The sequence below is a fragment of the Nocardia sp. NPDC004568 genome (genome assembly GCF_040609955.1).
Lineage (GTDB): Bacteria > Actinomycetota > Actinomycetes > Mycobacteriales > Mycobacteriaceae > Nocardia.
On sequence record NZ_JBEXLL010000007.1, the window covers coordinates 105,224 to 131,604 of the forward strand.

Below are 26,381 nucleotides of genomic sequence, written 5' to 3' on the forward strand. Positions count from 1 at the left end.
TCACGATCCCGTCGGCGCGCCGTGTTCCGTTTCACCGGCTCGCGCCCGGGTACGCGCCGGTCACCGGCTGTTGCCGGCCACAGCAACGGGAGGAGAGCGGCATGGCGGATGTGCACGGGCACCGGCTCACCGGAATCCGGGCGGCCACCACCCTGGTGGATCTGGGTTTCCCGGCGATCGCCGCGGGGGTGATCGCGCGCCGGCGGCCGATGCTCGGACTGCTGGAACGTCTCCGCGCCGACGAACGCGCGATCGAGCGGATCCGGGCCCTGCGCGCGGAGTTCGGCCGCGGACCGGTCGAACTGGTGGTGCCCGGCCGCCGGATCGTCGTGGTCCTCGATCCCGAGGATGTCGGCCGGGTACTCGACGAGGCGCCCGTCCCGTTCGACCCGGCGAACCGCGAGAAGCGGGCCGCACTGGGCCAGTTCCAGCCGCACGGCGTGCTGGTGTCCCAGGGGCCGGTCCGCGCCCAGCGGCGCGCGGTGAACGAGGCGGCGCTCGACACCGGCGCACCGCTGCACCGGCTGGCGGTGCCATTCGCGGCGAAGATCGCGGACGAGGCGCAGGATCTGCTCACCCGCGCCCGGGGGCGCGGGGTCCTGGACGCCGGAACCTTCACGGCCGCGTGGTGGCGCCTGGTGCGGCGGATCGCGCTCGGTGAGCGGGCCCGGCACGACGACGCGATCACCGACGAGTTGTGGCGGCTGCGGTCGGCCGCGAACTGGTCTTTCCTGGCACCGCCGCAGCGCAGACGACGCGACCGGTTCCTCGCCCGGTTGTACGACTATGTGGAAACGGCGGAGCCCGACAGCCTGGCGGGGGCCCTGGCGGCCGTCCCCGCTGCCGGAGCGACCGACCCGGTGGGCCAGATGCCGCAATGGCTGTTCGCCTTCGACGCCGCCGGGATCGCGCTGTCCCGGACCCTCGCCCTGCTGGCCGACCATCCGGACCAGCGGGCGCGGGCCCGCGCCGAATCCGAGGACCCCGGTTCCGCCGAGTTGCGGCCCTACCTGCGTGCCTGCGTGCTCGAATCGATCCGGTTGTGGCCCACCACTCCGGTCATCCTGCGTGACACCACCGAGTGGACCCGGTGGCGGTCCGGCTCCGCGGAGTTCGCCCTGGAGCCCGGCGCGGCACTGGTGATCGTGGTGCCGGCCTTCCACCGCGATCGTGACACGCTCCCGTTCGCCGACCGGTTCGAACCCGAGATCTGGCTGGACGGGCGTGCGCAGCAATACCCCCAGCTGGTGCCCTTCAGCGCCGGGCCCGCCGAATGTCCGGGACGGAATCTGGTCCTGTTCGTCACCAGCGCGCTGCTCGCGCATCTGATGGCGGGGCCCGAATTCCGCCTGCGCTCTCATCCACGGCTCGGCCCGGGCGAACCGCTGCCCCCCACTGTGAACAACTACGGACTCGAGTTCGCGGTCGTGCCCGGCGCCGGCGCGGCGCGAACCACGGAGACCGCGCCGCCGCGATGAGCGCGCGCATACCGGCCCGCCGACCGGGCCGGTACGGTGTCCGCGCCCCGTCAGCCGAGTGTCGCGAGCAGGGTCCGGCAGGCCTGTTCGCAGCGGCGGCACGCCTCGGCGCACACCTCGCAGTGCTCGTGCATGCCGGCATGCCGCAGGCATTCGTCCCGGCAGGCCGCGCAGGCGGCGGCGCAGGCCTCGAGCAGCGGCCGGGTCGGCGCGGTGCCGCCACCGGTCCGCCGGGTGAGCACGCGCCCGGTGGTGTCACAGATATCGGCACAGTCCAGGTCGGTGCGGATGCAGGTCACCAGGTCGGCGACTCCGGGTTCCCCGAGGCAGGAGTCCGCGCAGGCGGTGCACACCTGCGCGCAGGAGAAGCATTCCTCGATACACCGGGTCAGGGCGGTGCGGTCGATTCCGTCCAGGTCGTGGGGGTACAGGTCCAGCATCTCGGCCGCGTGGGTCATGGTGGGCTCCTCGGTCCGGTCGACGGATTACCCCGGCGTGCTACCCAGCGGCCGGAGCCGCACACCCGCGCCGCCGAAACGGTCCCCGGCGCGATACCGCGGACCGCACCACCGGGCTCAGGCGTGCAGGACCTCCGACGGCGGGCGCCCGTAGTGATGGCGGTAGGCGATCGCGAAGCGGCCGGGGTGCGCGAAACCCCACCGGTAGGCGATGGTCGCGACGGTCTGCCCGTCCCCGCCCACCGCGGCCCGCAGATCGTCGTGCGCACCGGCCAGCCGCAGCCTGCGCAGATACCGCAGCGGTGTGGTACCGAGATGACGCCGGAACGCCAGCTGCAGTGCGCGCGGTGTCACGAAGGCTGCGGCGGCCACCTCGGCGATCTTCACGTCCTCGTGCAGATGCGATTCGAGATAGGCCACGGCCCGGCGCACCGTCTCCGGATGCGCGTCGCGGCGGTCGGCGGCCGCGGCGTCGGTCACCGCCGTGGTCGGCATGGTGGCGAGTACGGTCGCGGCGAGGTAATCGGCCCCGGTCGCGGCCAGCAGTGGACTGTCCGCGGTGGCGGGGTCGGCGGCCACCCGTTGCAGGTGGGTGATCACCGCCGTCAACTGCCGGTTCCCTGCGAGGCTCACCGGCCGGTGGCCACTGAGCCGGACGGGTTCGGCCGCGTCCGTGGTGGACGCCAGCCGGTCCAGCAACTGCGGATCGAACATGGTGATGTCGTAGCGCGCGGAGCGGATCACCCCGCTGTACGGCAGATCGTGCGGCGTGAGCAGACCGGAGTCGCCAGGGGTGAAGGTGTCGCGGCCCACACCGTGGTAATCCTCTTCGACCGTCCCGGTATGCACCGTGACCAGGCAGACCTTATTGAGTGGCTCGGCGTCGTAGGCCATATCGAAGCCCAGGCTCAGCCGGTCGAGACTGACCGGGCCGAGGACGTCACGGCGGATACGGGTGCGCACCCCGCGCGGACTGTCGTTGCCGATCTGCATCTGGGTATAGGCGTCGTTGAGGAATGCCTCGGTCGCACCGAGGTCCTCGCTGTCGAACGCCAGACTATGCATGAACAGCCTCTCGTCGGGTCGAACGCACCACCGGCCGGCACACAAGTGGAACGACGGTCGTTCTCTTCTACGACACCATGTGTACCCGCCCGGACCGAACCGGCCGCCGAACGCGGTGGCCCCGACGCCCCGCCGATTCCCGGCGGACGACTCCCGGGAGGAGCCCGCACCACGCTCGTGACCGCCATGCACCGGCCGAGCGGCCGCCACAGTGCCGGTCGCGCTGTCGCCTCCGGACGGGACGCCCGGAGGCGTCCAGTATCGGCGACCGGAGCCGCTCGCATGCGCCCGGTGCCCGGCCGACCGGCGGAACTGTCCGGAAAACGAAGCCGGTGAACCTCGAGTGTTCACAATACGAAGAAGGCGGGCCGATCTTGATTGCCTGCCCCGGACGGCGGTAGCCGGGGATCGTGTCGCCCTCCGACGGCGCCGATCGAGGCGGAGGCAACCGAAAGCGAGGTTTTCGATGACGACTGTGGCCGCATACGACTCCCCCACCACCGCGCGGCGCGCCAGCCGCGGTACCGACAGCTACGACGGGATCGAGCCGCTGCTGGAGCGGCTCGCGGGAATGGAGGCCGACGACCCGGGGCGTCCGGAGTTGCGCGAGGAGATCATGCGCCGCTGTCTGCCGCTCGCCGATCACATCGCGCGCCGGTTCACCGGCCGCGGGGAGACCTATGACGACCTGCACCAGATCGCCTCCCTGGGTCTGGTGCTGGCCGTGGACCGTTACGACACCACCCGGGGCACCAGCTTCCTGGCCTTCGCGGTACCCACCATCATGGGTGAGGTCCGCCGCCATTTCCGCGACCACACCTGGGCGGTCCGCGTCCCGCGGCGACTGAAGGAGACCCAGCTCGCCCTCGGTCCCACCATCGAGCACCTCAGCCAGGAGCTCGGCCGCACCCCGACCGCGCTCGATATCGCCGTGGCGATGAATCTCGACCTCAACGAGGTCACCCAGGCACTGCTGGCCGGTAACGCCTATCGCACCGATTCGCTGGATGCCTCGGTGGAGCAGAACGACAGCAGCGGCGCGGCGGCCAAGAGCGCCGACACACTCGGTGACGAGGATCCGTCCTACGAGATCACCGAGAACGCCCTGACCGTCGCACCCCTGTTGCGGGAGCTGCCGCCACGCGACCGGCGTGTGCTGCACATGCGGTTCTTCGAGAACCGCACCCAGGCCCAGATCGCGGCCGAACTGAACGTGTCGCAGATGCAGATCTCCCGCATCCTGACACGGACGCTGGCGGCCCTGCGCGCCCGCGCACTACGCGACTGACCGGGCCGGGGACGCGAGCGCCGCCACCGCAGTCGCCGAGGGCCGCGGGGTGATCACCCCGTGGCCCTCATTTCAGCAGGCTGCCGGCGTCGACCGGTAACGGCAGCCCGGTGACATAGCGTGCCTCGTCGGAGGCCAGGAAGAGCACCGCGTTGCTGATGTCGACCGGATCCACCCAGCCGACCGGCAGCACGTGCATGAGCTGGGCGACGGGCGCGAAATCGGCCGGTCCCGGGTTCTCCAGATCCGGCCGGAACAGTTTCATGGTGCCCTCGTTCATGAACATCGGTGTATCGACATTCGTCGGCAGCACCGAGTTCACCCTGATGGAATGCGGTCCGAGTTCCACCGCGAAGCTCCGCATCAGCCCGATCACCCCGTGTTTGGCGGCGATGTAGTGGCCGGTGTTGGGATAGGCCTTGAGCCCGCCCACCGAGCTCGTCAGCACGATCGATCCCGCGCCGGCCCGCAGCAGATGCGGCACCCCGGCTTTCACGGTCTTCCAGACACCGGAGAGATTGATATCGATCATCGTCTGCCAGTCCGGTTCGCTGGTCTTGTCCAGCGTTTCTCCCCCGTTGCCGATACCGGCATTGGCCACGACGACATCCAGTCCGCCCAGCTGTTCCACACCCCGGTCGAGGGCCGCTTTCAGCCCGTCGTAGTCGCGGACATCGACCTGTTCGGTCACGATCCGGCGGCCCTGCGCCCGTACCAGTGCGGCGGTTTCGGCCAGATCCTGCGGTGTGGACGGCGCGATCTCGTCACTGCCGCTCACCGGCGCGCACACATCGACCGCGATGATATCGGCGCCCTCCTGCGCCAATCGCACCGCGTGACTGCGCCCTTGTCCCCGTGCCGCCCCCGTGATGAAGGCGACCTTGCCTTCGACTCGCCCCGTCATCGAACCACCTCGTTCTGTCGCAGGCCGGGCGCGGACCGGAGATCAGCGCGCCCCGAACCGATCGAATTTGACCGATCGATCAAACTCTGACAGCAACAGGAACGGGTGTCAACGACGAGAGCGGACTCGGCCGCCGGCAGAGCTGCCGATCACCGAGAACCCCCGCCGGCCCGGGAAAGCGCGCCGCCACGAGACCGTCGAGCGACCCGCACGCCGCGACAGTGCCCCACCGGCGCGATTCACGAATCCGCCGGGCGCCGGGCCGAGTTCGGACCGAGGCCGGTCCGATCCCCGCCGGTCACTCGGCGTGGTTTCGCCCCGCGTCGGCCGACGGCAGCGCGTACTGCTCCATGAGCCCCTCGACGAACGCGCGCAGTTCGGCGTGCCCCTGCCGAACCCCCACGGCCCCCTCGTTGCAGAGGATGCGCGCCGCGCCGGTGAGCAGCATCGAGACCACCACGGGCGGGAATCGATCCAGATCGACTCCGTGCGTGCGCAGTACGAGGGTCACGGCCGCGGTCTCGATATCACGAACCCGCTCGGCATACGCCTTGAGCTCCACCCCGACCGCTTTGCGATGGTTGGCCAACGCCATGAACTCGGTGTTCAACTGGGTGAACCGGTCGTCGGTATTGATCTCCCACAGCGCGTGGAGCGGGTCGGCGGCGGTGAGCACCTGCCGCATCCGCTCCAGCGCGCGCTCGGCACCCGCCCGCATGACGGCGACGAACAGATCGTCCATCGTGGGAAAGTAGTAGTAGACCAGCGCGGATCGCACCCCGGCCTGCGCCGCGACCCGGCGCGAGGTCGCCGCGGCGTATCCCTCTTCACGAATGATCCGGGCGGTCGCCTCCATGAGACGAAGCCGCGTTCCGGCCTCATCGGTCCTGGTCGCACGTTTCGTGGCCACTCAGCGACACCACCCGGACACGCTGCCGGACAGCGGGTTCGCGTGCGCCGCCGCACTCCTTGACCGGCCTGAGCGGCACATGGTAGTCATGGTGCACCTTAACATTTATCGATCGATCAAATTTCGGCGGCTTCCGATGCGCCGATCCCGGTCGACCGGATCGACGAGGCTCCGCGGCATCCCGGCACCGGCCCGCGGGGACCGGCACGAAAGGCCCGCGAGCGCATGACCGACCTTGCCGCCCTGGACTTCTTCTCCGACGAAGCTCTCGCCCAGGACCCCTACGAGTACCTGGCCTTCCTGCGCAGCCGGAACCCGGTGTTCCGCGAACCCCACCACGGCGTCGTCGCCGTCACCGGTTACCAGGAAGCCAACGAGGCTTTCCGCGACACCGAGTCGTTCTCGGCCTGCGTATCGATCGGCGGACCGTTCCCGCCGCTGCCCTTCGTCCCCACCGGAGACGACATCACCGGTCAGATAGCCGCGCACCGCCACCTGTTCCCGATCTTCGAGCACATGGTGACCATGGATCCGCCGGAGCACACGCGCGCCCGGTCACTGTTGAACCGGCTGCTCACCCCGCGCCGGCTGAAGGAGAACGAGGACTACATGTGGCGGCAGGCCGACCGCCAATTCGACGAGTTTCTCGCCACCGGCCGTTGCGAATTCCTCGCCGAGTACGCGAAACCCTTCGCCACCCTGGTGATCGCCGATCTGCTCGGCGTTCCGGAGCAGGACCGCGAGGCCTTCCGGCAGACCCTGGCCGGGCACGACCACCCCGGCAGCCGGGTCGGCGCGCTGGACCACGAACCCGTCGGCCTCAATCCGCTGGAATGGCTGGACGAGACCTTCGGCGCCTATATCGCCGAACGCCGGCGCGCCACCCGCCCGGATGTGCTGAGCGCCCTGGCTTCCACCACCTACCCCGACGGGACTCTGCCCGAGATCATCGACGTGGTGCGGCCCGCCACCTTCCTCTTCGCGGCGGGCCAGGAGACGGTGACCAAACTGCTCAGCTCGGCCGTGCGCGTCCTGGCCGAGAAGCCGGAGTTCCAGCGGATACTGCGGGAGCAGCGCCACCTCGTCGCCGGCTTCCTCGAGGAGTCGTTGCGCATCGAGAGCCCCACGAAGGTCGACTTCCGCCTGGCCCGCAGGTCCACGACCCTCGGTGGGGTGGATATTCCCGCGGGGACGGTGGTGATGCTGTGCATCGGCGCCGCCAATCGCGATCCGCGGAAGTTCGACGATCCCGACGAGTTCCGCCCCGACCGCAAGAACGCCCGCGAGCACATCGCTTTCGGCCGCGGGGTGCACACCTGCGCCGGGGCGCCCCTGGCCCGGGTGGAAGGACGCGTCACCCTGAACCGAATGCTGGACAGGATGTCCGAGATCGCCATCGACGAGAACGCGCACGGCCCCGCCGAGCAGCGCGACTACCGATACGAACCGACCTTCCTGCTCCGCGGGCTCCGCGATCTGAACATCACCTTCACCCCGGCCGAGCCGCCGCGAGCCGGGTAGCCGCGGTCCGGGGGAAGGCGCTGTGTCCACCGATGGCTCGATCGCCGACCGCATCGAAATCGCCGATCTGTTCACCCGTTTCGCACGACTACTCGACGAGGGAAGGTACGGGGACGCCGCTACCGTCTACACCGACGACGTGACGGTCCACTCGCCGCGCGGCGGTACGCTGCGCGGCATCGACGCCGTCGCCGACTTCATCCGCCGGTCCGCCGTCGACGGCGAGTACAGCCAGCACACGGCCACCGATCTGCTGGTGGAGGTGTCCGGCGACCGGGCCGCGGCCTCGGCGAACTCGCTGGTCCACTACTACCGCGCGGGACGACCGCCACACCGGACCGGGGGCCTGCGGCTCACCTCCACCGTGATCCGGACACCGGCGGGCCGGCGACTGGGCGAACTACGGATCGCACCCGCCTGGATCCGAGAGGAGTGAACGCGGCGATCGCCCGCACCCCGCGTCCGCCGGCCGCGCAGCACCTCGCCCCGACAGTATCTGTCGTCCGCCGTCCCGGCGTACCGGCCCTCAGGTCCGCGCACGGTCGCCGTCCGTCCCGTCCCGGCGCACCGATCCGGCGGTCTCCGGCCGGCCGCGGCCGTTGAGGGTGACCTCGATACCGCTGCCGCGGCGCACCGTGTTGTAGATCGGGCAGGTGGCCACGAAGTGGTCCACCAGCGCCCATCCGTCCGCGTCGCCGACCCCGGTGATGCCGATCTCGAGTACGGTGCGGCGATAGTAGGTCGGATCGTCCTCGTCACGGGTGCGCGACGCTGTCGCCGTCACGCGCACGGCGGGCAGACCCGTCTCCCCGGCACGGTTCTCGATATTCGCCAGAGCACACGACGCGAGCGCGGCGAGCAACAGTTCGCCCGCGTGGATCGCCTCACCTTCGACCAGCCGGGAATCGCTGACCAGGTGGTTGGCCCGCGCCGAGACGATGAACCGGCCCGGTGCCGCGATCTCGGCTGCCACCACCACATCACCACGCGTCACACCGGTTTCCGGACCGGTCACGCCACACCGCCCGCGCGCGTGGTCCATTCGCCCCGGACCGGGCGGTCGAGCCCGAGATTCTCGCGCAATGTCGCGCCCTCGTACTCGGTCCGGAAGAGGCCGCGCTTCTGCAGCTCCGGCACCACCTGCCGGGTGAAGGTCTCGAACCCGCCCGGCTGATACGGAACCTGGAGGGTGAATCCGTCGGCGGCGCCGTCGGTGAACCACTCCTCGAGCCCGTCGGCGACCTCGGCGGCCGTGCCGATGAAATTCCCCTCGGTCCGGCCACCGTACTGTTTGCCCAGTTGACGCAGGGTGAGACCGTCGCGCTCGGTGATCTCCCGGACCTCGTGATAGTGCCCTTCCACGCCCGGGACCTCCACCTCGGGCAGGCGTTCGTCCAGCGGGAAGGTGGAGAGGTCGACGTCGAGGTGATAGGCGAGCGTGGACAGACCACCCAGCGGCGGGACCAGTTCGAAGATCTCCGCGGCCAGTTCCTCGGCCCGCGCCGTGGTGGGGGCGACGATCGGGGTGATCGACGGCAGGATCTTGATCCGGTCGGGATCGCGGCCGAAAGTCGCCGCCCGCTCCTTGATCTCGGTGTAGAAGGCCTGCGCGGATTCCTTCGACGCGTGGCTGCAGAAGATCACATCGGACCAGTGCGCGGCGAAATCCTTGCCCTTCGACGAGGCGCCCGCCTGGATCAGCACCGGATACCCCTGCGGCGGCCGCGGCACATTGAGCGGACCCTGCACGGTGAAGTACTGCCCCTGATGATCGATCCGGTGCACGCGGTCCGGATCGGCGAACAGCGGGGCCCGCTCGTCCAGGACCAGCGCGTCGTCTTCCCAGCTGTCCCACAGTTTCGCCGCCACCTGCAGGAACTCGTCGGCGCGTTCGTAGCGGGTCGCGCGGTCGAACTGCGCGTCGAGGTCGAAGTTCCGGGCTTCGGATTCCTGGAACGAGGTCACGATGTTCCAGGCGGAGCGGCCGGCGGTGAGGTGGTCGAGGCTGGCGAAGGTCCGGGCGACGCTGAACGGTTGCGCGTAGCTGGTCGACACGGTCGCCGCGATACCGAGATGGCGGGTCACCGCGGCCATCGACGCCATCACCGGTAGCGGATCCACCCGCAGCGAACCCAGCGCGCCGTAGCGCAACTGTGAATCGGTACTGCCGCCGAAACGGTCGGGGACCGAGAGGATATCGGGGAAGAACGCCAGGTCGAACCGGCCGTCCTCCAGGGTCCGCGCGATGTTGTGATAGTAGGAGGCTTCCAGCCAGCCGGGCACCGATCCCGGATACCGCCAGCCACCGGGCCGGCCCGGGCCCGCGGTGACGAACGCGGCGAGGCGCATTTTCTTGCTCATCGAATGGTCTTCCGATCTCTTTCGATCACTACTCGGACAACTCGGCGCGCACGGCGTCGGCGACCGGCGCGAACCGGTCGTCGGCGAACCAGCCGCGCACATCGACCGCCTCCGGGTACACACCGAGCTGGTGGAAGTTGTCGGCCAGGTCCTGGGTGCCGTCGACGGCATCCGGTCCGACCACGCCGAAATCTCCCGCGCCCGAGTACGAGAGACGCTTCTGCTGGACCAGGTCGTAGTAGACGTCCTTCTCCAGGGTGGAATCACCGAAGCCGCCCAGCGCCGCGAATTCGGCGACCGCGGTCTCCGGGTTCGCCTCGATCCAGCGCTGTGCGTCGCGGACATTGCGCACCAGCGTCGCGACCTCGCGCGGGTGGTCGAAGGCGAACCGCTCGGAGGCGACGAAGAACGCGTAATCGTAGGTGCGCACTCCGGGCAGCACATCGGCATCGTGTTTGCGCCGGGCGAGTTCGATGGTGGGCTGCCAGTTGATCCAGGCGTCGACGTGCCGCTGCGCGAACGCGGCTTCCGCGTCGGCGGCGGTGAGGTTGACGTACTCGATATCGTCGAGCGTCAACCCGGCGGACTCCAGATATTCGACGAGACTGTAGGTCCCGGTGGTGCCCTGGTGATCGGCTACCCTGCGGCCGGCGAGATCGGCCGCGGACTTGATGTCGGAACCCTTGTGGACCAGGATGTCGACCTCGTTGGCCGGCAGCGGATAGGCGACCAGCGGCACCACCGGCACCCCGCCGCCGATGGCGTAGATGACCGCGGTCGCGGTGGCGAAGGAGAACTCGATACTGCCGGCCTTGATCGCCTCCATGACCGGGAGCGACGCGGGGAACCCGGTCGGGAACGAGACCGGCAACCCCACCTCGGCGGCGACGTCGAAACCGCCGAGCCGGTGCGACAGGATCGTGCCCGGTTCGGCCTTGCCGTCGCCGATCAGGGCGTACCGGATCTCGGTCAGCGCCGCCGGGGTCGAGGAACCCGGCCCGCAGGCCGACAGGGCCGCGGCGCCGGCGATGCCGAGCGTGCCGAGTCCGGTGGCCTTGAGGAATCCGCGTCGGTTCAGCGATAACGGTGACGTGCTCATACGGTGGTGCCTTTCGGGGATTGCCGCGCCGAACGGTCGGCGGCGAGAAGGTCGTCCAGGAGACGTTGTTTCAGATCGGCGAGTTGCGCGTCGCCGCGCCGTCGCGGCCGAGGCTGCTCGACGGTGAGATCGGTGGTGATCCCTTCCGCGGTCAGCAGCAGCACCCGATCGGCCAGCACCAGCGCTTCTTCGACATCGTGGGTGACCAGGACGACGGTGCGCGGATCCTGCGCCAGCAGCGATTCGACGAGTTCGTGCATATTCACCCGGGTGATGGCGTCCAGGGCGCCGAACGGCTCGTCCAGCAGCAGGATATCGGGATGGTGCAGCAGCGCCCGGGCCAGCGCGACCCGCTGCCGCTGGCCGCCGGAAAGCTCGGCGGGCCAATCCTTTTCCCGCCCCGCGAGACCGACCCGGTCAAGCAACCGGCGTGCCGCGTCCTCCCGGCGCCGGGTCGCCAGCGTGACATTGCCGAGCACCGATTTCCACGGCAGCAGACGGTCCTCCTGGAACATCATCCGGGCCGAGTAGGAGGACGCGCCGACCGGTGTCACCGACCCCTCGGTGGGCGCCTCGAGTTGCGCGAGCAGGCGCAGCAGACTCGATTTGCCGACACCGCTCGGGCCGATCACAGCGACGAACTGACCAGGTTCGACCGTGAGATCCAGGTTGCGCAGGACCCAGTTGTCGCGGTACCGGATACCCGTCCCGCGCAGCGTGAGGCCCACTCGCTGCTTCGCCCGCTCGCTCACGATCGCACCTTCCGCATCGTCGGATTCCAGCGCAGGGCCCGGCGCTCGACGAGCCGGGTGATCTGATCGGCGAGCAGACCGGCGAAGGCGTAGAGCACGATCGCCAGCACGATCCGGTCGGTGCGCAGCATCTCCCGGCCGTTCTGCGCCAGATATCCGATGCCCTCGCGGGTCGCGATCGTCTCGGCGACGACGAGTGTGAGCCACGCGACGCCCAGCGCGTACCGGATCCCGGTCAGGATCATCGGCATCGCGCCCGGCACCACGACGTGGCGGATGAGCCCCCAGCGGGTGAGTCCGTAGGAGCTGCCCAGCTGGATGAGTTTCTCGTCGACCGTGCGGATTCCGCTGACCGTGTTGAGGTAGACCGGGAAGATCACCCCGAGGGTGACCAGCACCACCCGCGGTGTCTCGCCGATACCGAACGCCGCGATGAGCAGCGGCACCAGCGCCAGATGCGGCAGTGCCCGCACCATCTGCAGACTCCGGTCGAACACGCCCTCCGCCAGCCGGGACAGTCCGACCGCGAAGCCGAACGCCAGGCCGATCACGGCGCCGAGACCGAAACCGATCGCGACCCGGCGCAGGCTGACCAGGATGTGCTCCGGTAGTTCGCCGCTGCGCCACAGCGTGCCGGCGGTGCCGAGCACCACCGACGGTGCGGGCAGGATCGCCGGCGAGATGATCCCGGCGCTCGACGTCCACTGCCACGCCGCGACGATGAGCACCGGCACCACCCAGGGCAGCAAGGCGCGTGGATTCCAGCCGAACCTGCTGGTCAGCGCCCGTCGCCGCGGGGTGGCCGGAGCGGCCGCGACCACCGATCCGGTCATCGGCGGTCTTCGTTCACTTGCGGGTACATGACTCTCCTGTCGTGCTTCTCCAGGCACGGTAGAGCCGACGCACGCAACTGTCGCCAGTTGTATACAGCTGCGTTCAGAAGTCTGTTCTTCGCGCCGCGACTGTGGTATCGGTGGACGATCGCGTCCCCCGCTCCGAGGAGAATCCCCATGCCGGAATCCCGTGATCCATCGGATTCGCCGTACCGCCGGCTGCGTGCCCGTATCGTCGGCGGGACCTACCCGCCCGGCACCCTGCTGGTCCCGGCGAATGTCGGTGCGGATCTCGGTGTCTCCCGCACCCCGGTGCGCGAAGCGTTGATGCGGCTCGAGGTCGAGGGGCTGATGACCAAGGAATCACGCGGTTTCGTCGTCCGGGTCCGCACGCCGGAGGAGATCCTCGATATCTGCGAAGCCTGCATCGCGCTGGAAGCCACCGTCGCCCGCAGCGCGGCCGCCCGGCGCACCGAGTTCGATCTGGCCAAACTCCGCCATCTGCTGGACTCCGCCCGGGGACTCAGCGGTCAGGAACGACTCGACCGGCACGCGGAATGGCATGTCGCACTGCGTCATGCCGCCCACAACACGACCGCGCTGGAATTGATGGCCCTCCTCGACGCTCGCCTGCGGGTCTACGACGGGGCGGTCTCGCGCACCAGCGACAACCTCGACCTCATCGAGGACGAGCACACCCAGATCTTCGAGGCGATCCGCGACCGCGATCCCGAACGCGCGGCGAAAGCCATGGAGGCCCACCAATCCCGCACCCGCGACCTACGCCTCGCCGAGATGACCCACCGGCAATAGTACGGCGGATCCGGTGGTCGATGACCGCTCCTGTCACGACCCGTGCACGGCGCCGCGGAAACCGGTCGGAGGTCATCACGACAGGGCTGTTCGACCGGGCCGTCGGCGATCAGGCGCACGCCCTTCGGTGAGCGGCGCCGTCACTCGGCCGACATCGATGGCTCGTCCTCAGATCATCGAGCGGTGCATACCCTGCGGCTCCCCACCCAGCTGCGTCAACGCCGAAGCGTGGAAGATCGAGCCGGGCACATGGATAGCGTGTGCCAGCCCGGCGTGCGCGTCGCGGAAGAACCGCTGCATGGGGAACCGGTAGTGCAGCGCCCCGCCACCGGATCTGGCGAAGATCTCGTCCACCGCGCGGACCGCGCGCCATGCCGCCGCGGTCTGGGTGCGCCGGCCGATCGCGCGTTCTTCGAAGCCGACCTCCCGGCCCTTTTCCGTGCTGTCCCAGAACCGGTCCACATTCTCGAGCAGCGCCGCCCGGGAGGCGGCGATCTCCGCGGCCGCCTCGCCGATCGCGAACAGCACGTACGGGTCTTCCTTGATCGGGATACCGGTCACCGCGACCCGCTCGCGCTGGGCCGCGATATGGCAGGCCAGCGCTCCCTCGGCGATACCGATGACCGCGGAGGTGATACCCAGCGGGAACATACAGGAGAACGGCATCCGGTACAGGGTCTCGGTACGGCCCGCCCGGCGCACGGCGGTACCGTCCATCACCTCCGCGGCCGAGAGTGTGCGATAGGCGGGAACGAACGCGTTCCGCACGATCAAATCCTTGGATCCCGTACCCCGTAAACCGATCACATCCCAGGAGTCCGCGACGATCTCGTAGTCCGACCGGGGCAGGATCACGTGCAGCGAATCCGGCGGCAGCACCGGTTTCCCGTCGGCATCGCCGACCAGCGCGCCCAGGAACGCCCACTGGCAGTGGTCGGTTCCGGAGGAGAACGACCAGCGTCCGTTGAGCAGGTAGCCGCCGTCGACGGGGGTCGCCACGCCCATCGGGGCGTACGGTGACGCGACCCAGGTGTCCGGATCGGTGCCCCAGATCTCCTCCTGCACTCGGGGATCGGCGAAGGCGAGCTCCCACGGGTGCACGCCGACGATACCGGTGACCCAGCCCGCCGCCCCGTCCATCGCGGCGATGGCCATGGTGGTCTCCGCGAATTCGCGGGGATGGCATTCGAGTCCGCCGTGCGCCTTGGGTTGCAGCATTCGTATCGCACCGGATTCGCGCAGCCGGCGCACCGAGGTGTCGGCGAGGCGCATGAGCCTGTCGCCCTCGGTACCCGCGGCGCGGATCTCTTCCGCGTACTGCTCGATCCGGTCCGTTACCCGACCCATGGCTCCCGCTTCCTGTTCGATATTCCGCCGCCGGGCGCGCCGGCCGCGGTGCCGTGGAGACGCGGTGCGTCCACGCCTTCCCGGTGCCGAGGCTGCCAGCCGGTTCGCCGTTCTGTCACAGAGCCTTCCGATGAGCGAGACGTTCACCGGAGTCCGCCGGCTCAGCGCGATCCCAGCGTCTCCAGCGGTCGGACGCCGGTGTTCGGCTCCGCCGGGCCGCCCGGGCCGGGGAACAGGGTGCGCGAGATCTCGCGGGACAGGTTCATGACCAGCGGCGCGACCCGGTCCAGCCGCGCGGTACGCGCGTCGCCGCACAGCGAGACCGCGGCGACCGGTCCGGTGTCACCGCGCACCGCGGCGCCGACACAGGCCACCCCGGGTGCCGATTCGCTGTCGTCGAAGGCGAGCCCGCCGCGCAGCCGGATGCGGCTGAGCTCGTGGTGCAGGGTCGCGCGCTCGGTGATCGTCTTGCCGGTGCGGCGGGGCAGGGACGGGCGGTAGAGGCGGTCGACCGACTCCGGTTCCAGGGCCGCCAGGATCGCTTTTCCACCGGCCGTGGCATAGGCCGGGGCGGAGCCGCCGACCCGGGAGGGCAGCCGGGTGGCGAACCGCCCGCCGACCTTGTCGAGGTAGACGGTGTCGCCGCCGTCGAGCACCGTCAGATGCACCACCAGGCCGGTCCGCAGGTGCAGTTCGTGCAGCAACGGGGCCGCCGCCGCCCGGATCCGGTCGTGCCCGTCACCGCCGAGACCGCGGGCGCGGCGGCCGAGCGCGTAACCGAGGGAGGTGTGCTCGACCCAACTGGACTCGGTGAGCTGGTGCAGGATGCGGTAGACGGTGGAGCGCGGCAGTCGCGCGCGCCGCGCGACCTCCTCGAGGGACAGCCGCGAACTCCGATTGTCGAACGCATCCAGGATCCGGGTCATCCGCTCGACCATGGACAGCGGCAGGCCCGGCTCGCCGGTCTGCTCGGCGGTACCGTTCCCCGAATCAATGATGGTCATCGACTTCTCCAAAAGAGCTGTTCAGAAGCCTTTCATAGGCAAAAACTGAAATTGATTCTCGCACCACAGTAACACTCGTCGACTCCCACGGAGCGGAAACGACGAGTTACCCGCGAGCACAGCTCGTGACCCGGCCCGGACCGGCGACCGCCGCGTGTCCTTCTCCCCCGAACACCCGGCGTTCCCTCAGGACCAGCGTGCCTGGCCACCGTCCAGCGGAATCGTCGCCCCGGTCAGGTAGCCCGCGTCCGGTCCCACCAGGAAGGCCACCGCCCGGCCGATATCGTTCTCGCAGTCACCGATCCGGCCCAACGGGATGGTGGCGACGAATTCGGCCGCCTCCTCGGGATTGTTCTCGGTCCACCATTTCAGGCCCGGTGACAGCGCATGCGGGGCGACCGCGTTCACCCGGATACCGTCCCGGCCCCATTCGCTGGCGGCGGTCCGGGTCAGCGCGCGCATCGCCTCCTTGGTGGCCGCGTACAGGCCGTAGCCGCTGGTATCCCAGCGCACTGCCGCCGAGGTGACCATGGTGACGATCGCCCCGCCGCCGCGCGCCTTCATATAGGGGTGGCAGGCCTGCATCAGCCGCAGAGTGGCGACCGGGCCGGTGGTCAGCGCCTCGTTCATACGTTTCGGCGTGATGTCGAGTAGTCGCCCGGGCGCGGTCTGGTTGGCGTTGTTGATCAGGATGTCCACCCCGCCGAAGAGCTCGGCCACCTGTTCGACCAGAGGTTCCAGCCGATCGGTCTCGCCGATATCGCACACCACCGGCGCGGCCCGCCCGCCGGTCACGTGGATGTGCTCGGTGGTGGCGAGGAGTTTGCTCTCGGTCCGTCCCACCACCGCGATCGCCGCGCCGGCGGCGGCGAGCGCGTAGGCGATCCCCTGTCCCACACCCTGCCCGCCGCCGGTGACGATGGCCACCTTGCCGTCCAAAGAACCCATTGCCGATCGTCTCCCACTGCTCGATGTGCCGCGAAACCATGCGCCCCGCCCGAGCCGGGACGCTAGCCTCGGGGCCGGACGAGTCGCGGACGGTGGTCTCGCTCAGTGGCAACGACCGCCGGACTTCCCGGCGCGCCGTGAGAGGTTGTCAGCCGCTACGCACCGTGAACGAGAGGGTCGCCACCATGACGACACCGGCAGACGCACAGCAGCGCCTCAACGAAGTCATCACGCGGCTGACCGGTCCGGGCGGCCGGTTCGAGATCAGCACGGAAGAGGTGCTCGGCGCCACCATGCCCGTGATGCGGCATCGCGGGCGCGCGGTCGGCGACCTGGTGGCCGCGTCCCGGGCCTGGGGAGACCGCGACTACCTGGTGACCACCGACCGCCGTCTCTCCTATGAACAGCACGCGGAGGCCGTCGCCGCGCTGGCCACCGCGTTACGCGACGAGTACGGCGTGGGCCGGGGCGACCGGGTCGCGCTGCTGGCCGCCAACTGTCCCGAATGGGTGACGGCGTTCTGGGCCGCGCAGTGCCTGGGCGCGGTCGCCGTCGGACTGAACAGCTGGTGGATGCCCCGGGAAATCGAGTACGGACTCGGGCACAGCCGGCCACAGGTGCTGATCGTCGATGCCAAACGTGCCGCGCTGCTGGCCGATATCGATACCGCGGAGATCGCCGTGCTCACCGTCGAGGAAGACCTTCCGCGGCTCGTCGCGGCCCACTCCGGCGCCGAACTGCCCCGGCCCGAGGTCGACGAGGACGATCCGTCGGTCATCCTCTACACCAGCGGAACCAGCGGACGGCCCAAAGGAGCACTGCATTCCCAACGCAACCTGCTCGCGGTCGTGGACTACCACCGATTCTCCGACGCGTTGGCGGCCGCGTTCACCGGGCGCGCCTACTCCGACACCGAGCCGAGCCCCCTGCGCTATCTGCTGACCTCACCGCTGTTCCATATCGCCAGCCTGCACAATCTGGTCGTGCCACGCCTGGCGACCGGGAGCACCGTGGTGATGTACCAGGGCGCCTTCGCCGCGGATACGGTGCTGGAACTGATCGAACGGGAACGGGTCACCAACTGGGGAGCGGTGCCGACCATGGCCGCCCGCCTGCTCGAGCACGGCGATATCGACAACTACGATCTCTCGTCGCTGACAGCGTTCGCGCTCGCCTCGGCCCCGTCGTCGATCGCCCTCAAGGACCGGCTGCGCCAGCGGTTCCCGTTCGCCCGCGACGCCCTGGTCGACAGCTACGGGCTCACCGAATGCAGTACCGCGATAGCCGTCGCCACGACCGCCGAGCTCGAACAGTACCCCGGGACGCTCGGCCGGCCGATTCTCACGGTCTCGGTGGAGATCCGCGACCCGTTCGGGGAGCGGGTCCCCGACGGCACCGAGGGCGAGGTGTGCGTGCGCAGCCCCTTCGTCATGCTCGGCTACTGGGCGGACGAGGCGGCCACCGCCGCCACGATCACCCCGGACCGCTGGTTGCGCACCGGTGATTTCGGTGTCCTCGAGGACGGCCGGCTGCGGTTGACCGGCCGCCGCTCGGATCTGATCCTGCGCGGCGGCGAGAACGTCTACCCCACCGAGATCGAGCAGTGCCTGGACGAGCATCCCGCCGTCGCGGAGTGCGCCGTCGTGGGAGTTCCGCACGAGGATCTGGGGCAGGAGGTGGCGGCGATCGTCGTGGTACACCCGGGGGCGGCCGTCGACGCGGCGCGACTGCACGAGTACGCGGCCGCGCGGCTGTCGTATTACAAAGTGCCCAGCCGCTGGCGGATCACCACCGACCCGCTGCCGCGCAACGCGACCGGGAAGGTGATCCGGCGCGGTCTCACGGCCTGAACGACTCCGGCCACTCCGCGAGCAGCAGATCACACGCCGTCCGCAGATCCGCTTCGGCGTCGGCGATGGTGATCCGGCCGTTGAGGCACGACTGGATGATGCCGAAGACCGAATGGATCAGTACCCGTAGCAACCGGGCATCCCGTTCGGTCACCTGCTCGATACCGGCGGCGTCGTAGAGCAGTTGCCGGAAATTGCGGTCCACCCCGGCGGTGTCCGGCACCGCGGACGCGCGGGCCGCGCTGTTGGACTGGATCATCGCGGTGGCCAGCAGCGGCCGGCCCAGTAGTACGCGAACCACCTGGAGCAACCGGTCGTGGACCGCGTCCCGGGCGCTCAGCCCCGAGTGGGGCCGCCGGGCGTACTTGGCGCGCATCCGGTCGATCTGATCGAGCATGACGGCCACGAACAGATGGGTCTTGGACGGAAAGTACCGGTACAGGGTGGCGACCGCGACCCCCGCGAGTTTCGCCACCTCGTGCATCTGGACCCGTTCGAGTTCCTTGTCGGTGGCCAGCGTCGCGGCGGCGTCGAGGATACGGACCACCCGGGCACGCTGCTCGGTGGAACTCGGTGCCGCGGCATCGCGCGTCTCGGCGATCCTCGGCATGACTCCCCTTCCTCGTCCCACCACCCGGTATCCGTCGCGTCGGCACCGGCCACCCGCGACCGGCGGCGGACCACTTCCTCGGGTGGGACCGCCCGCCGCGGAGTCGACGCTACCCACCCCGCACCGACGCCCGGTGGTCGCGGTCTCGGCCAGTGAGAGCGCCGGCCGCGGCACCGGCCGCGCACGCCTACCGTGAGCGCCGCGGACCGCGCGCAGGTCGTGGCCGAACCCACTGCTGTGCGCGGGGCGCGCACCCCGAGGAGGATACCGATGTCACAGGAATTCCAGGGCCGGGTCGCGTTGGTGACCGGCGCCGCACGCGGTCAGGGTCGCGCGCACGCACTCGCGTTCGCCGAGCGCGGCGCCGATATCGTCCTGTGTGATCGTTGCGAGGACAGTGCCGCCCTGGACTATCCACTCGGCACCGGTGCGGACCTCGCGCACACCGAGGAACTGATCACCGCGCTCGGCCGGCGGTGTGTGAGCGTACGGGCCGATACCGCCGACCGGGCCGCGATGGACGACTTGGTGCGGCGGGCCGAGGACGAACTCGGATCGGTGGATATCGCGGTCGCCAACGCGGGGGTGACCGGGGTGGCGCCGATCGGTGAACACACCACCGAGCTCTGGCACGAAGTGATCGGCAGCAACCTCACCGGGGTGTTCAACACGCTGGCCGCGGTCACCCCGGGCATGATCGCCCGTGAGTACGGCCGCATCATCACCACCTCGTCGATGATGGGACGCGGCGCGAGCCCGGCCATGGCCTCCTACGTGGCGTCCAAATGGGGTGTGATCGGCCTGACCAAATCGCTGGCGATGGAACTCGCCCCGCACGGCATCACGGTGAACTCGGTGGCCCCGGGCAATATCGCCACCCCGATGGTGCAGAACGACGCCATGTACCGCCGGTTCCGGCCCGACCTCGCCGAACCCGCCTGGGAGGATGTGGCGCCGATCCTCGGCGGACTGACCCACCTGCTGCCCGTCGCCGCCCTGGAACCGGAGGAGGTCTCCCGGGTCGTGCTCTTCCTGGCCGCCGAGGCGAGCGCCCATCTCACCGGCATGGTGTTCCCGGTGGACGCCGGAGCCGGCGCGAAGGGCAACGCCTGAACCGACCGGAACACACGCGTCACGCAGCCGAACCGGACTCTCCGCGGGAGGACATCGTTCGCGCGGGTCCGGACGGGCCCGCAGAGCGTCAGGAACAGAAGCGGGACCGCCGGCCCGCACACCCGCTTCGACAGAGACGGTTTCAATGCCGCCACCGACATCGTCGACGCGCACGTCGATACGGTGCGGCTGATGGCGCCGGCCGCCGTCGTCGACGCGATCCGCTCGGTCGCCATCCGCGAAACCCGAACCGGCCGGACCGTTCACACCGAACGCGCCGCGGGACGTCGGCACCGGAAGCGGGCCGGGCGGCCGCCGGTCTGTGAAATCAGCGGCCGAACACCGTGTTCAGCACCTCCGCCGCGGCCCGGTTCAGCGGCGCCAGTACCCGCCGGTTCAAGAATCCGAGCGGGCGCACGACGACGAAATCCCACACTGCCGCGAGCGCGCGAAGCACCGGCCGCAACACGGTCCGATAGACGAGAACACACGGCACCACGACCAGCACCCGCACCACAGCGGTCGCCCCTCGCCAGCCGTAGGACACGATCGTCGCGAGGAGCAGCACGCACGGCCGTAACACCCAGCGCCACAGCTGCCGCAGCGGCCACACCACACACCACCGCCACAGCCCCTGCACGGTCGACGCGATCGCACCCAGCACCGGTCGTAGGACCCAGCGCCACAGCAGTTCGAGTCCGGGGAGCAGCAGCCGCTGCCAGAGCCACCGTTCGATCGCGTGCCGCAGCGGCCGCAGCAGCCAGTCCATCAGCAGCGCCCCCAACGGCGTGAGCACCATGCCCCACAGCACATGCTGGAGTGCCCACCCCCACACCACATCCCTGACGAACAGCCACAGCGGCCGCACCACCCAGTACCAGAGGAACCGGCCCACCGGCACCAGCAGCCGTTCCAGTACGTAGACGCCCGCCGCGACGACCGCCCGCCCGCACAGCTTCCCAGAGCATCCGCACCGGCACCAGCAGCACCACCGCCAGGGCTCGCGCGACCCATCCGCCGATCGACACCGGTGGCCGGGGTTCCCGTGGATCTGTCGTAGACATCGAATCCTCCTCCCGCCCGCAATGATCGCACCGCGGGGGACCCACCGTTAACGGATGGCTCCCTCGGGTCGTGGCCGAGTGCAGACCAGCACCGGAAACCTGGGAAAAGGATTAGGCGCTCGTCGGCTACCGGATCAGGCCGATCGCCGGGCGCGGACCGGCGGATTACGCGGAAACGCTCGTCGACCAGAGGATCTGGTTCTTCCGCCGGCCCCGACCCGCGTCAGTGACCGGCCGGGCGAGGTGGGCGCAGCGTCCGCGCGAACCCTTCGGCGAGCAGTTCGAAGGCGCGGTCGGCCTCGGCGACCGCGACCGGGTGCCGCTGCGCCGCGGTGCGCCCGGCAGCCATCTCGCGCCAGTTGGCCTCGCACAGGGTGCCGCGCACCGCGGTGATCGCGCTCGCGGCCAGTCGCGCGTCCAGATCATCGGGTGGGCCGAGGGTTCCGGCGAGCGCGATCTCGCCGCCGCCGAGAAAGTGGGCGAGCCGCGCGGTGAGGGCCGGGGTGTCCAGCATCAAGCGGTAGCAGGCCACCACTTCGGGTGTGTCACACAGGCCGGTGGCGGGTTCGTGGGTGTCCAGACCGGCGCGGAACGCGGTGTGGAGCGCCTCCAGTGGGGTCTGCCCCCGAGCCCGATCCCGAACCACGCGCGCCGCATCGTCGATGTGGTCCGCGAATCGGTGCACGACGAGGTCCTCTTTGGACGGAAAGTACTGGAACAGGGTGCGTTTGGACACCTCCGCGGCGGTCGCGATGTCCACCACCGATACCGCGTCGAAACCGTCGGTCAGGAACAACCGGAGGGCGGCATCGGAAATGGCCGCGCGAGTTCGACGCTTCTTGCGCTCACGGAGGCCCGGCTCGGTGTTCATACGGACAGTCTAGCCGCAAGGTAAACCTGGTAAATAAGTAGACTTGGTATACATTCAGCACATGCGAATCGGCGTTGCCCTCCCCACCGACTACTACGAACAACTCACTCCCGGCGTGAATCCGGTCGAATACCTGCTCGATCGGGCCCGCAAACTGGCCCACTTGGGCGTACCCGCGGTGTGGCTGACCCAGCGTTTCGACTACGACGCGTTGGCGGTCGCCGCGGTGATCGGCCGGGAACTGCCCGGCACCACGGTCGGCACCGCGATCGTGCCCATCCACCCCCGCCACCCCAACGCGCTGGCCATGCAGGCCCAGACGGCGCAGGCCGCCGCCGGCGGCCGATTCGAACTCGGCCTGGGCCTGTCCCTGCCCGAGATCGCCGCCGGCTACGGCAATACGCACCCACGCATCCGATACCTGCGCGAATACCTCACCGCGCTCCGGGAATTGCTGCACACCGGCGCGGTCGACCACGCCGGCGAGACGCTGGTGGCCAGGTCGCCGACCCGCAGCACCATGCCGCACCTCCACCCGGCGACGCCCATCCTGCTGGCCACCTCGGGCCCGTTGACACTACGGGTCGCGGCCGAGCTCGCCGACGGGGCCATGCCGCTGCTCACCGGGCCGAATACCCTGGCGGACTTCACCATCCCCACCCTTGCCCGGCGAGCCGCGGCGGCCGGTCGGCCGAGGCCCCGGGTACTCGGCATGGTGGGTGGTGTGGTGACAGCCGACGTGGCAGGCGCGCGTGCGCGAGCGGCACAGCAGATGGACAGATACGGCGAGATGCCCGCATACCGGGCGCTACTGCACCGGGAGAACATCACCGAACCGGCGGAACTGGCCGTGATCGGCGACGAACAGACCATGGCCGACGCGGTGGCCCGCTACGCCGAAGCCGGCGCCGACGAACTCATCTTCGCACTCACAGCCCTGGGTTCGGCACGTGACGAGGAACGAACCTGGGCGCTCCTCGGCGAGCTCAGCAGCACCCGCAGCCACTGAACACCCACTCCGGTCAGGGTTCGGCGCCGGAGTGCGGGCCCGGCCGGTGCGCCGCGCGTGGCGCGGTGCGGGCATCGATCCATCACTGGACCGCCGGTCAGCGATTGCGGACCCGGACCAGTGTGCGCGGCGCCACGGCAGCCATATGGCTGGACAACACCATCAGCGTGAGCACTGCGAACCCGGCGGCAGCCGTCGCGTAGACCATCATGGGGAACCTCCTCGTACGGTTTCCCGGTCCACCTTTCCCGCCGAACCTGGCAACAACCTGTGCGCCGCTCGGTAATGCCGTGTGTGTTCAGTGGCGGATGCCCTCACTGCTGCCGAAGCTCGCCTCCTCCGGGCTCACCAGGCCCAGCAGGGTGAGCGGGCGCGAGGCGAACGCGTTGGTGAGATAGGTCAGCGTGATCGCCCAGCGGTTGATCCCACGCGGTAGCGCGTAGGTGTGATACGCGCGGGTCACCGCCTTGGCGGGCAGACCGGAGAGCCGGATACCCACCGGATTGGCGACCGCGAACCCGGGTCCCAGGTCCACCACCAGCCCCATATCGCGGTGTTTGTACACCGTCTGCGTGCCGATTCCCAGACTGGCGGCCACATTGCGGGCCAGGACCTTGCCCTGCCGGGTGGCGTGCTGCGCGGTCGGCGGGGTGATCTTGCCCGGTTTCGTCAGGTCCGGGACGGCGGCCGCGTCGCCCCCGGCGAACACATCGGGGTGGCCGGGCACGCGCAGATCGGCGTCGACGGTCACCCGCCCGCGTTCCATCGGCAGCCCGAGGGTGCCCAGCACGGGCGCGCCGGTCACGCCCGTCACCCAAGCGACGGTGTGGGTCGCGATCCGCGTGCCGTCGGTGAGCACGACGTGGTCTTCGGCGAGCTCCTTCAGCGACATTCCGAGCCGGATATCGATACCGCGGTCGCGCAGCACGGTCAGTACCTTGTCGCTGAGTTTCTCGCCGACCTCCGGCATCACCCGGTCGGCCATGTCCAGCAGCACGAAACGAACCTCGGCGGGGTCCAGACCGCGGCGCTTCGCGTAGGTGTCGGCGAGGGCCCGCAGCTGCGCGACGAGCTCGGTACCGGCGTAGGAGGCGCCGACAACGACCACGGTCCGGCGCGCCCGGCGCAGCTCCGGGTCGTCCTCCTGGTCGGCCAATTCCAGTTGCCGCAGCAGCTGCTCACGCAGGTACAGCGCCTCGGCGACCGTTTTGAGGCCCCGGCCGTGCTCGGGGAGACCGGGAATATCGAACAACCGGGTCACCGACCCCGGGGTCAGCACGAGCCGATCCCAGGACAGCTCCCGCGGTGCATGGTGCTCACTGGACACCGTGACCGTCTTGTTGTCCAGATCGATCGATTCGGCCGTGGCGACGACCAGCCGGACCCGGGGCAGGGCGTCGGCCAGCGACACCGCCACGAAGCGCGGGTCGATGAGCCCACCGGCCACATCCGGCAGCAGCGGCGTATACAGCATGTAGTCGTTGGGCGTGACCAGCACGACCTCGGTATCGCGGTCCTGCTTCGCCAGCAGCCGGCACAGGTTCCGCGCACAGGTGAATCCGGCGAATCCGCTGCCCACGATCAGCACCCGCCGCGGTCCGGCACTGCGGTCGACGGCGCTCTCGACGTCCGGCACGGCCACCTCCTCCTTCGTCTCGGTTCCCTCGGCGGTTCCCGGAAGATCGCCGCCGAAACATGCGGCGGTGATCCCGGCGGCGGTTCTCAGTCGGTCTCGGCGAATTCGAACGGCAGCGCGTCGATCACTTCGCGGTACCGCCGCTCCAGCTCGTCCGCGTCGGGCGCACCGATATAGAGGGTCGCCAGTTTGTACCGGTAGGTGTCCTGGTTGGGCAGATCGGAGAGACGATCACCGGGCTCGACCTCGATATGCACCACGGTGCCCGGAAAACGACGCTGCAATGCGGCGATATCGGCTTCGCCGGGCACCGCGCGCACGATCCCGTCCTCGTACCGCGGCACCATGCACTGCGCGGCGACCGCGAACTCACCCTTGCGATGCGGCATCCGGGGCCGCTCGCCCAGCGCGATATCGATGGCGACACCGTGGTTGGAGCTACCGTCGACCTTCGCGAACAGGTCGCTGTGCGACTGTGAGATACGCGTGTTGACCTCGATCAACCACAGCTTTCCCGTCTCGGCGTCCCACATGAATTCCGAGTTGAAGCAGCCGTTGTCGTACCCGGTGTGCCGCAGATAGCGTTCGGTGACATCGATCATTCGCTGCTGGACGTCCGCGGGGACGGTCCGCGCCGGATAGTCCAGATGGTCGAAACTGTGCCCCGCCGCGTCCTTGCGCATATCGAACAGGCCGTGCACGTGATATTCACCGCGGAACATCGTGCCCTCCGGCGCGGCCTGGGTACCGGTGACCATCTGCTCGGCGAGGCAGGTACGCCCTCCCGCCACGCGGATCTCCTCCGGCACGTCCACCCGTTCGAGGGCGCGGTCGAAGGGGTCGGCGATACGGCCGATCTCGGCGCGGATCTGTTCGATGGCCGTGGCGAACACCTCGGCGTCGGTCACCTCGAATCCCAATTGCGAGGAATGCGATTTGATCGGTTTCACCCAGAACGGGAAAGGAATATCGATCTTGTCCAGCGCATCGGGGTCGAACGGATCGAAAGCGCAGAAATCCGGCACACATTCCGGCACCGATTCCCGCTGCAATACGCGGCTCCAGTATTTGTGTTCGTTCTTCAGCACGCTTTCCAAACTCGGTGAGGGCAATCCGAATTCGCCCGCCAGAATCGGCACGAGCACACTGGTCGGGAAATCCCAGTGCGCGATGATCGCATCCACCCTGCCGTCGAAGGCACGCAGCTCGGCGCGGGCCCGATCGAGCAGCTCGTCGAAGTCGAACTCGTCGGCCGTGATCAAGGTGTCGTAATCGAGCAATCCGTGCAGTGAAAGTCCACCCGGAACTTCGACGGTCGCGATCTCATCGCGCTGGGAATCGGTCAGAGCAGGTACGAAAACATTCTTCTTCACACAGACCGGCTAACCATATGTCACGGACTCAAACATTCGGTCCGGCGAACGAAAATCCCGCCCCGGGACCGTCC

At 69.3% G+C, this 26,381-nt stretch carries 25 protein-coding genes; 8 read left to right on the top strand and 17 right to left on the bottom strand.

Annotation, left to right across the window (positions count from 1 at the left end; genetic code table 11):
* The first annotated feature begins 101 nt into the window (after positions 1-101).
* The gene (locus ABZV91_RS06025; RefSeq protein ID WP_355236097.1) at positions 102-1,478 is read left to right on the top strand and encodes a cytochrome P450; all 1,377 of its coding nucleotides are present in this window, start codon (positions 102-104) and stop codon (positions 1,476-1,478) included.
* Between the two features lie 50 nt (positions 1,479-1,528).
* On the opposite strand, the gene ABZV91_RS06030 is transcribed toward ABZV91_RS06025, so the two are convergent.
* Entirely contained in the window at positions 1,529-1,936 is a 408-nt protein-coding gene (locus tag ABZV91_RS06030) for a four-helix bundle copper-binding protein (protein ID WP_355236100.1), read from the bottom strand.
* A gap of 117 nt (positions 1,937-2,053) precedes the next feature.
* Positions 2,054-3,001 (bottom strand): AraC family transcriptional regulator, encoded by a 948-nt coding sequence (locus ABZV91_RS06035; RefSeq protein ID WP_355236103.1) that lies wholly within the window; start codon positions 2,999-3,001, stop codon positions 2,054-2,056.
* A gap of 466 nt (positions 3,002-3,467) precedes the next feature.
* Here ABZV91_RS06035 and ABZV91_RS06040 point away from each other — a divergent pair, with 466 nt between their 5' ends.
* The gene (locus tag ABZV91_RS06040) at positions 3,468-4,289 is read left to right on the top strand and encodes a SigB/SigF/SigG family RNA polymerase sigma factor (protein ID WP_355236107.1); all 822 of its coding nucleotides are present in this window, start codon (positions 3,468-3,470) and stop codon (positions 4,287-4,289) included.
* 67 nt (positions 4,290-4,356) lie between these two features.
* Here ABZV91_RS06040 and ABZV91_RS06045 read toward each other — a convergent pair whose 3' ends face one another.
* A complete protein-coding gene (locus ABZV91_RS06045) occupies positions 4,357-5,193 on the bottom strand; it encodes a mycofactocin-coupled SDR family oxidoreductase (protein ID WP_355236110.1) in 837 nt (278 codons plus the stop codon).
* Positions 5,194-5,491: 298 nt separating this feature from the next.
* On the bottom strand, positions 5,492-6,049 hold the full coding sequence (locus ABZV91_RS06050) for a helix-turn-helix domain-containing protein (RefSeq protein ID WP_355236215.1): 558 nt from the start codon (positions 6,047-6,049) through the stop codon (positions 5,492-5,494).
* A gap of 279 nt (positions 6,050-6,328) precedes the next feature.
* On the opposite strand from ABZV91_RS06050, the gene ABZV91_RS06055 reads away from it, so the two are divergent.
* The gene (locus ABZV91_RS06055; protein ID WP_355236113.1) at positions 6,329-7,624 is read left to right on the top strand and encodes a cytochrome P450; all 1,296 of its coding nucleotides are present in this window, start codon (positions 6,329-6,331) and stop codon (positions 7,622-7,624) included.
* Positions 7,625-7,646: 22 nt separating this feature from the next.
* The gene (locus ABZV91_RS06060) at positions 7,647-8,060 is read left to right on the top strand and encodes a nuclear transport factor 2 family protein (protein ID WP_355236116.1); all 414 of its coding nucleotides are present in this window, start codon (positions 7,647-7,649) and stop codon (positions 8,058-8,060) included.
* A gap of 90 nt (positions 8,061-8,150) precedes the next feature.
* On the opposite strand, the gene ABZV91_RS06065 is transcribed toward ABZV91_RS06060, so the two are convergent.
* From ABZV91_RS06065 to ABZV91_RS06085, 5 genes are read right to left on the bottom strand one after another with little or no spacing between them, the layout of a single operon-like run.
* Positions 8,151-8,618: an OsmC family protein gene (locus tag ABZV91_RS06065; protein WP_355236119.1), complete on the bottom strand. Its 468-nt coding sequence runs from the start codon at positions 8,616-8,618 to the stop codon at positions 8,151-8,153.
* A 17-nt stretch (positions 8,619-8,635) separates the two neighbouring features.
* Complete coding sequence (locus ABZV91_RS06070) at positions 8,636-9,985, bottom strand: LLM class flavin-dependent oxidoreductase (RefSeq protein ID WP_355236122.1); 1,350 nt, start codon at positions 9,983-9,985, stop codon at positions 8,636-8,638.
* Positions 9,986-10,013: 28 nt separating this feature from the next.
* A complete protein-coding gene (locus ABZV91_RS06075) occupies positions 10,014-11,084 on the bottom strand; it encodes an NrtA/SsuA/CpmA family ABC transporter substrate-binding protein (protein WP_355236125.1) in 1,071 nt (356 codons plus the stop codon).
* Entirely contained in the window at positions 11,081-11,836 is a 756-nt protein-coding gene (locus ABZV91_RS06080; RefSeq protein ID WP_355236128.1) for an ABC transporter ATP-binding protein, read from the bottom strand. The genes ABZV91_RS06075 and ABZV91_RS06080 overlap by 4 nt, the downstream gene beginning before the upstream one ends.
* On the bottom strand, positions 11,833-12,669 hold the full coding sequence (locus tag ABZV91_RS06085) for an ABC transporter permease subunit (protein WP_355236130.1): 837 nt from the start codon (positions 12,667-12,669) through the stop codon (positions 11,833-11,835). The genes ABZV91_RS06080 and ABZV91_RS06085 overlap by 4 nt, the downstream gene beginning before the upstream one ends.
* Positions 12,670-12,846: 177 nt before the next feature.
* Here ABZV91_RS06085 and ABZV91_RS06090 point away from each other — a divergent pair, with 177 nt between their 5' ends.
* The gene (locus ABZV91_RS06090) at positions 12,847-13,482 is read left to right on the top strand and encodes a GntR family transcriptional regulator (protein ID WP_355236133.1); all 636 of its coding nucleotides are present in this window, start codon (positions 12,847-12,849) and stop codon (positions 13,480-13,482) included.
* A gap of 168 nt (positions 13,483-13,650) precedes the next feature.
* Here the strand turns inward: ABZV91_RS06090 and ABZV91_RS06095 are convergent, their stop codons facing one another.
* From ABZV91_RS06095 to ABZV91_RS06105, 3 genes are all read right to left on the bottom strand, one after another.
* Positions 13,651-14,829, bottom strand: coding sequence for a hydroxylase (locus tag ABZV91_RS06095; protein WP_355236136.1), 1,179 nt, complete (start codon positions 14,827-14,829; stop codon positions 13,651-13,653).
* Between the two features lie 161 nt (positions 14,830-14,990).
* Complete coding sequence (locus ABZV91_RS06100; protein ID WP_355236138.1) at positions 14,991-15,833, bottom strand: IclR family transcriptional regulator; 843 nt, start codon at positions 15,831-15,833, stop codon at positions 14,991-14,993.
* 186 nt (positions 15,834-16,019) lie between these two features.
* Entirely contained in the window at positions 16,020-16,781 is a 762-nt protein-coding gene (locus tag ABZV91_RS06105) for an SDR family oxidoreductase (RefSeq protein ID WP_355236141.1), read from the bottom strand.
* Positions 16,782-16,966: 185 nt separating this feature from the next.
* On the opposite strand from ABZV91_RS06105, the gene ABZV91_RS06110 reads away from it, so the two are divergent.
* Positions 16,967-18,631, top strand: a complete 1,665-nt coding sequence (locus ABZV91_RS06110) for a class I adenylate-forming enzyme family protein (RefSeq protein WP_355236144.1) — start codon at positions 16,967-16,969, stop codon at positions 18,629-18,631.
* Here the strand turns inward: ABZV91_RS06110 and ABZV91_RS06115 are convergent.
* Complete coding sequence (locus ABZV91_RS06115) at positions 18,621-19,241, bottom strand: TetR family transcriptional regulator (protein ID WP_355236147.1); 621 nt, start codon at positions 19,239-19,241, stop codon at positions 18,621-18,623. The two genes, ABZV91_RS06110 and ABZV91_RS06115, sit on opposite strands and share 11 nt — an antisense overlap.
* Positions 19,242-19,511: 270 nt before the next feature.
* Between ABZV91_RS06115 and ABZV91_RS06120 the strand changes: the two genes are divergently transcribed.
* A complete protein-coding gene (locus ABZV91_RS06120) occupies positions 19,512-20,354 on the top strand; it encodes a mycofactocin-coupled SDR family oxidoreductase (RefSeq protein ID WP_355236150.1) in 843 nt (280 codons plus the stop codon).
* 328 nt (positions 20,355-20,682) lie between these two features.
* Here ABZV91_RS06120 and ABZV91_RS06125 read toward each other — a convergent pair whose 3' ends face one another.
* Together ABZV91_RS06125 and ABZV91_RS06130 are read right to left on the bottom strand one after the other, a co-directional pair.
* The gene (locus ABZV91_RS06125; protein WP_355236153.1) at positions 20,683-21,249 is read right to left on the bottom strand and encodes a hypothetical protein; all 567 of its coding nucleotides are present in this window, start codon (positions 21,247-21,249) and stop codon (positions 20,683-20,685) included.
* Between the two features lie 392 nt (positions 21,250-21,641).
* Positions 21,642-22,289 (bottom strand): TetR family transcriptional regulator, encoded by a 648-nt coding sequence (locus ABZV91_RS06130; protein WP_355236156.1) that lies wholly within the window; start codon positions 22,287-22,289, stop codon positions 21,642-21,644.
* A 61-nt stretch (positions 22,290-22,350) separates the two neighbouring features.
* Here ABZV91_RS06130 and ABZV91_RS06135 point away from each other — a divergent pair, with 61 nt between their 5' ends.
* Positions 22,351-23,298: a TIGR03564 family F420-dependent LLM class oxidoreductase gene (locus ABZV91_RS06135; RefSeq protein WP_355236159.1), complete on the top strand. Its 948-nt coding sequence runs from the start codon at positions 22,351-22,353 to the stop codon at positions 23,296-23,298.
* Between the two features lie 298 nt (positions 23,299-23,596).
* Here the strand turns inward: ABZV91_RS06135 and ABZV91_RS06140 are convergent, their stop codons facing one another.
* Together ABZV91_RS06140 and ABZV91_RS06145 are read right to left on the bottom strand one after the other, a co-directional pair.
* Positions 23,597-24,934, bottom strand: a complete 1,338-nt coding sequence (locus ABZV91_RS06140; RefSeq protein WP_355236162.1) for an NAD(P)/FAD-dependent oxidoreductase — start codon at positions 24,932-24,934, stop codon at positions 23,597-23,599.
* Between the two features lie 86 nt (positions 24,935-25,020).
* Entirely contained in the window at positions 25,021-26,307 is a 1,287-nt protein-coding gene (locus ABZV91_RS06145; protein ID WP_355236165.1) for a hypothetical protein, read from the bottom strand.
* Between the last annotated feature and the right edge of the window lie 74 nt (positions 26,308-26,381).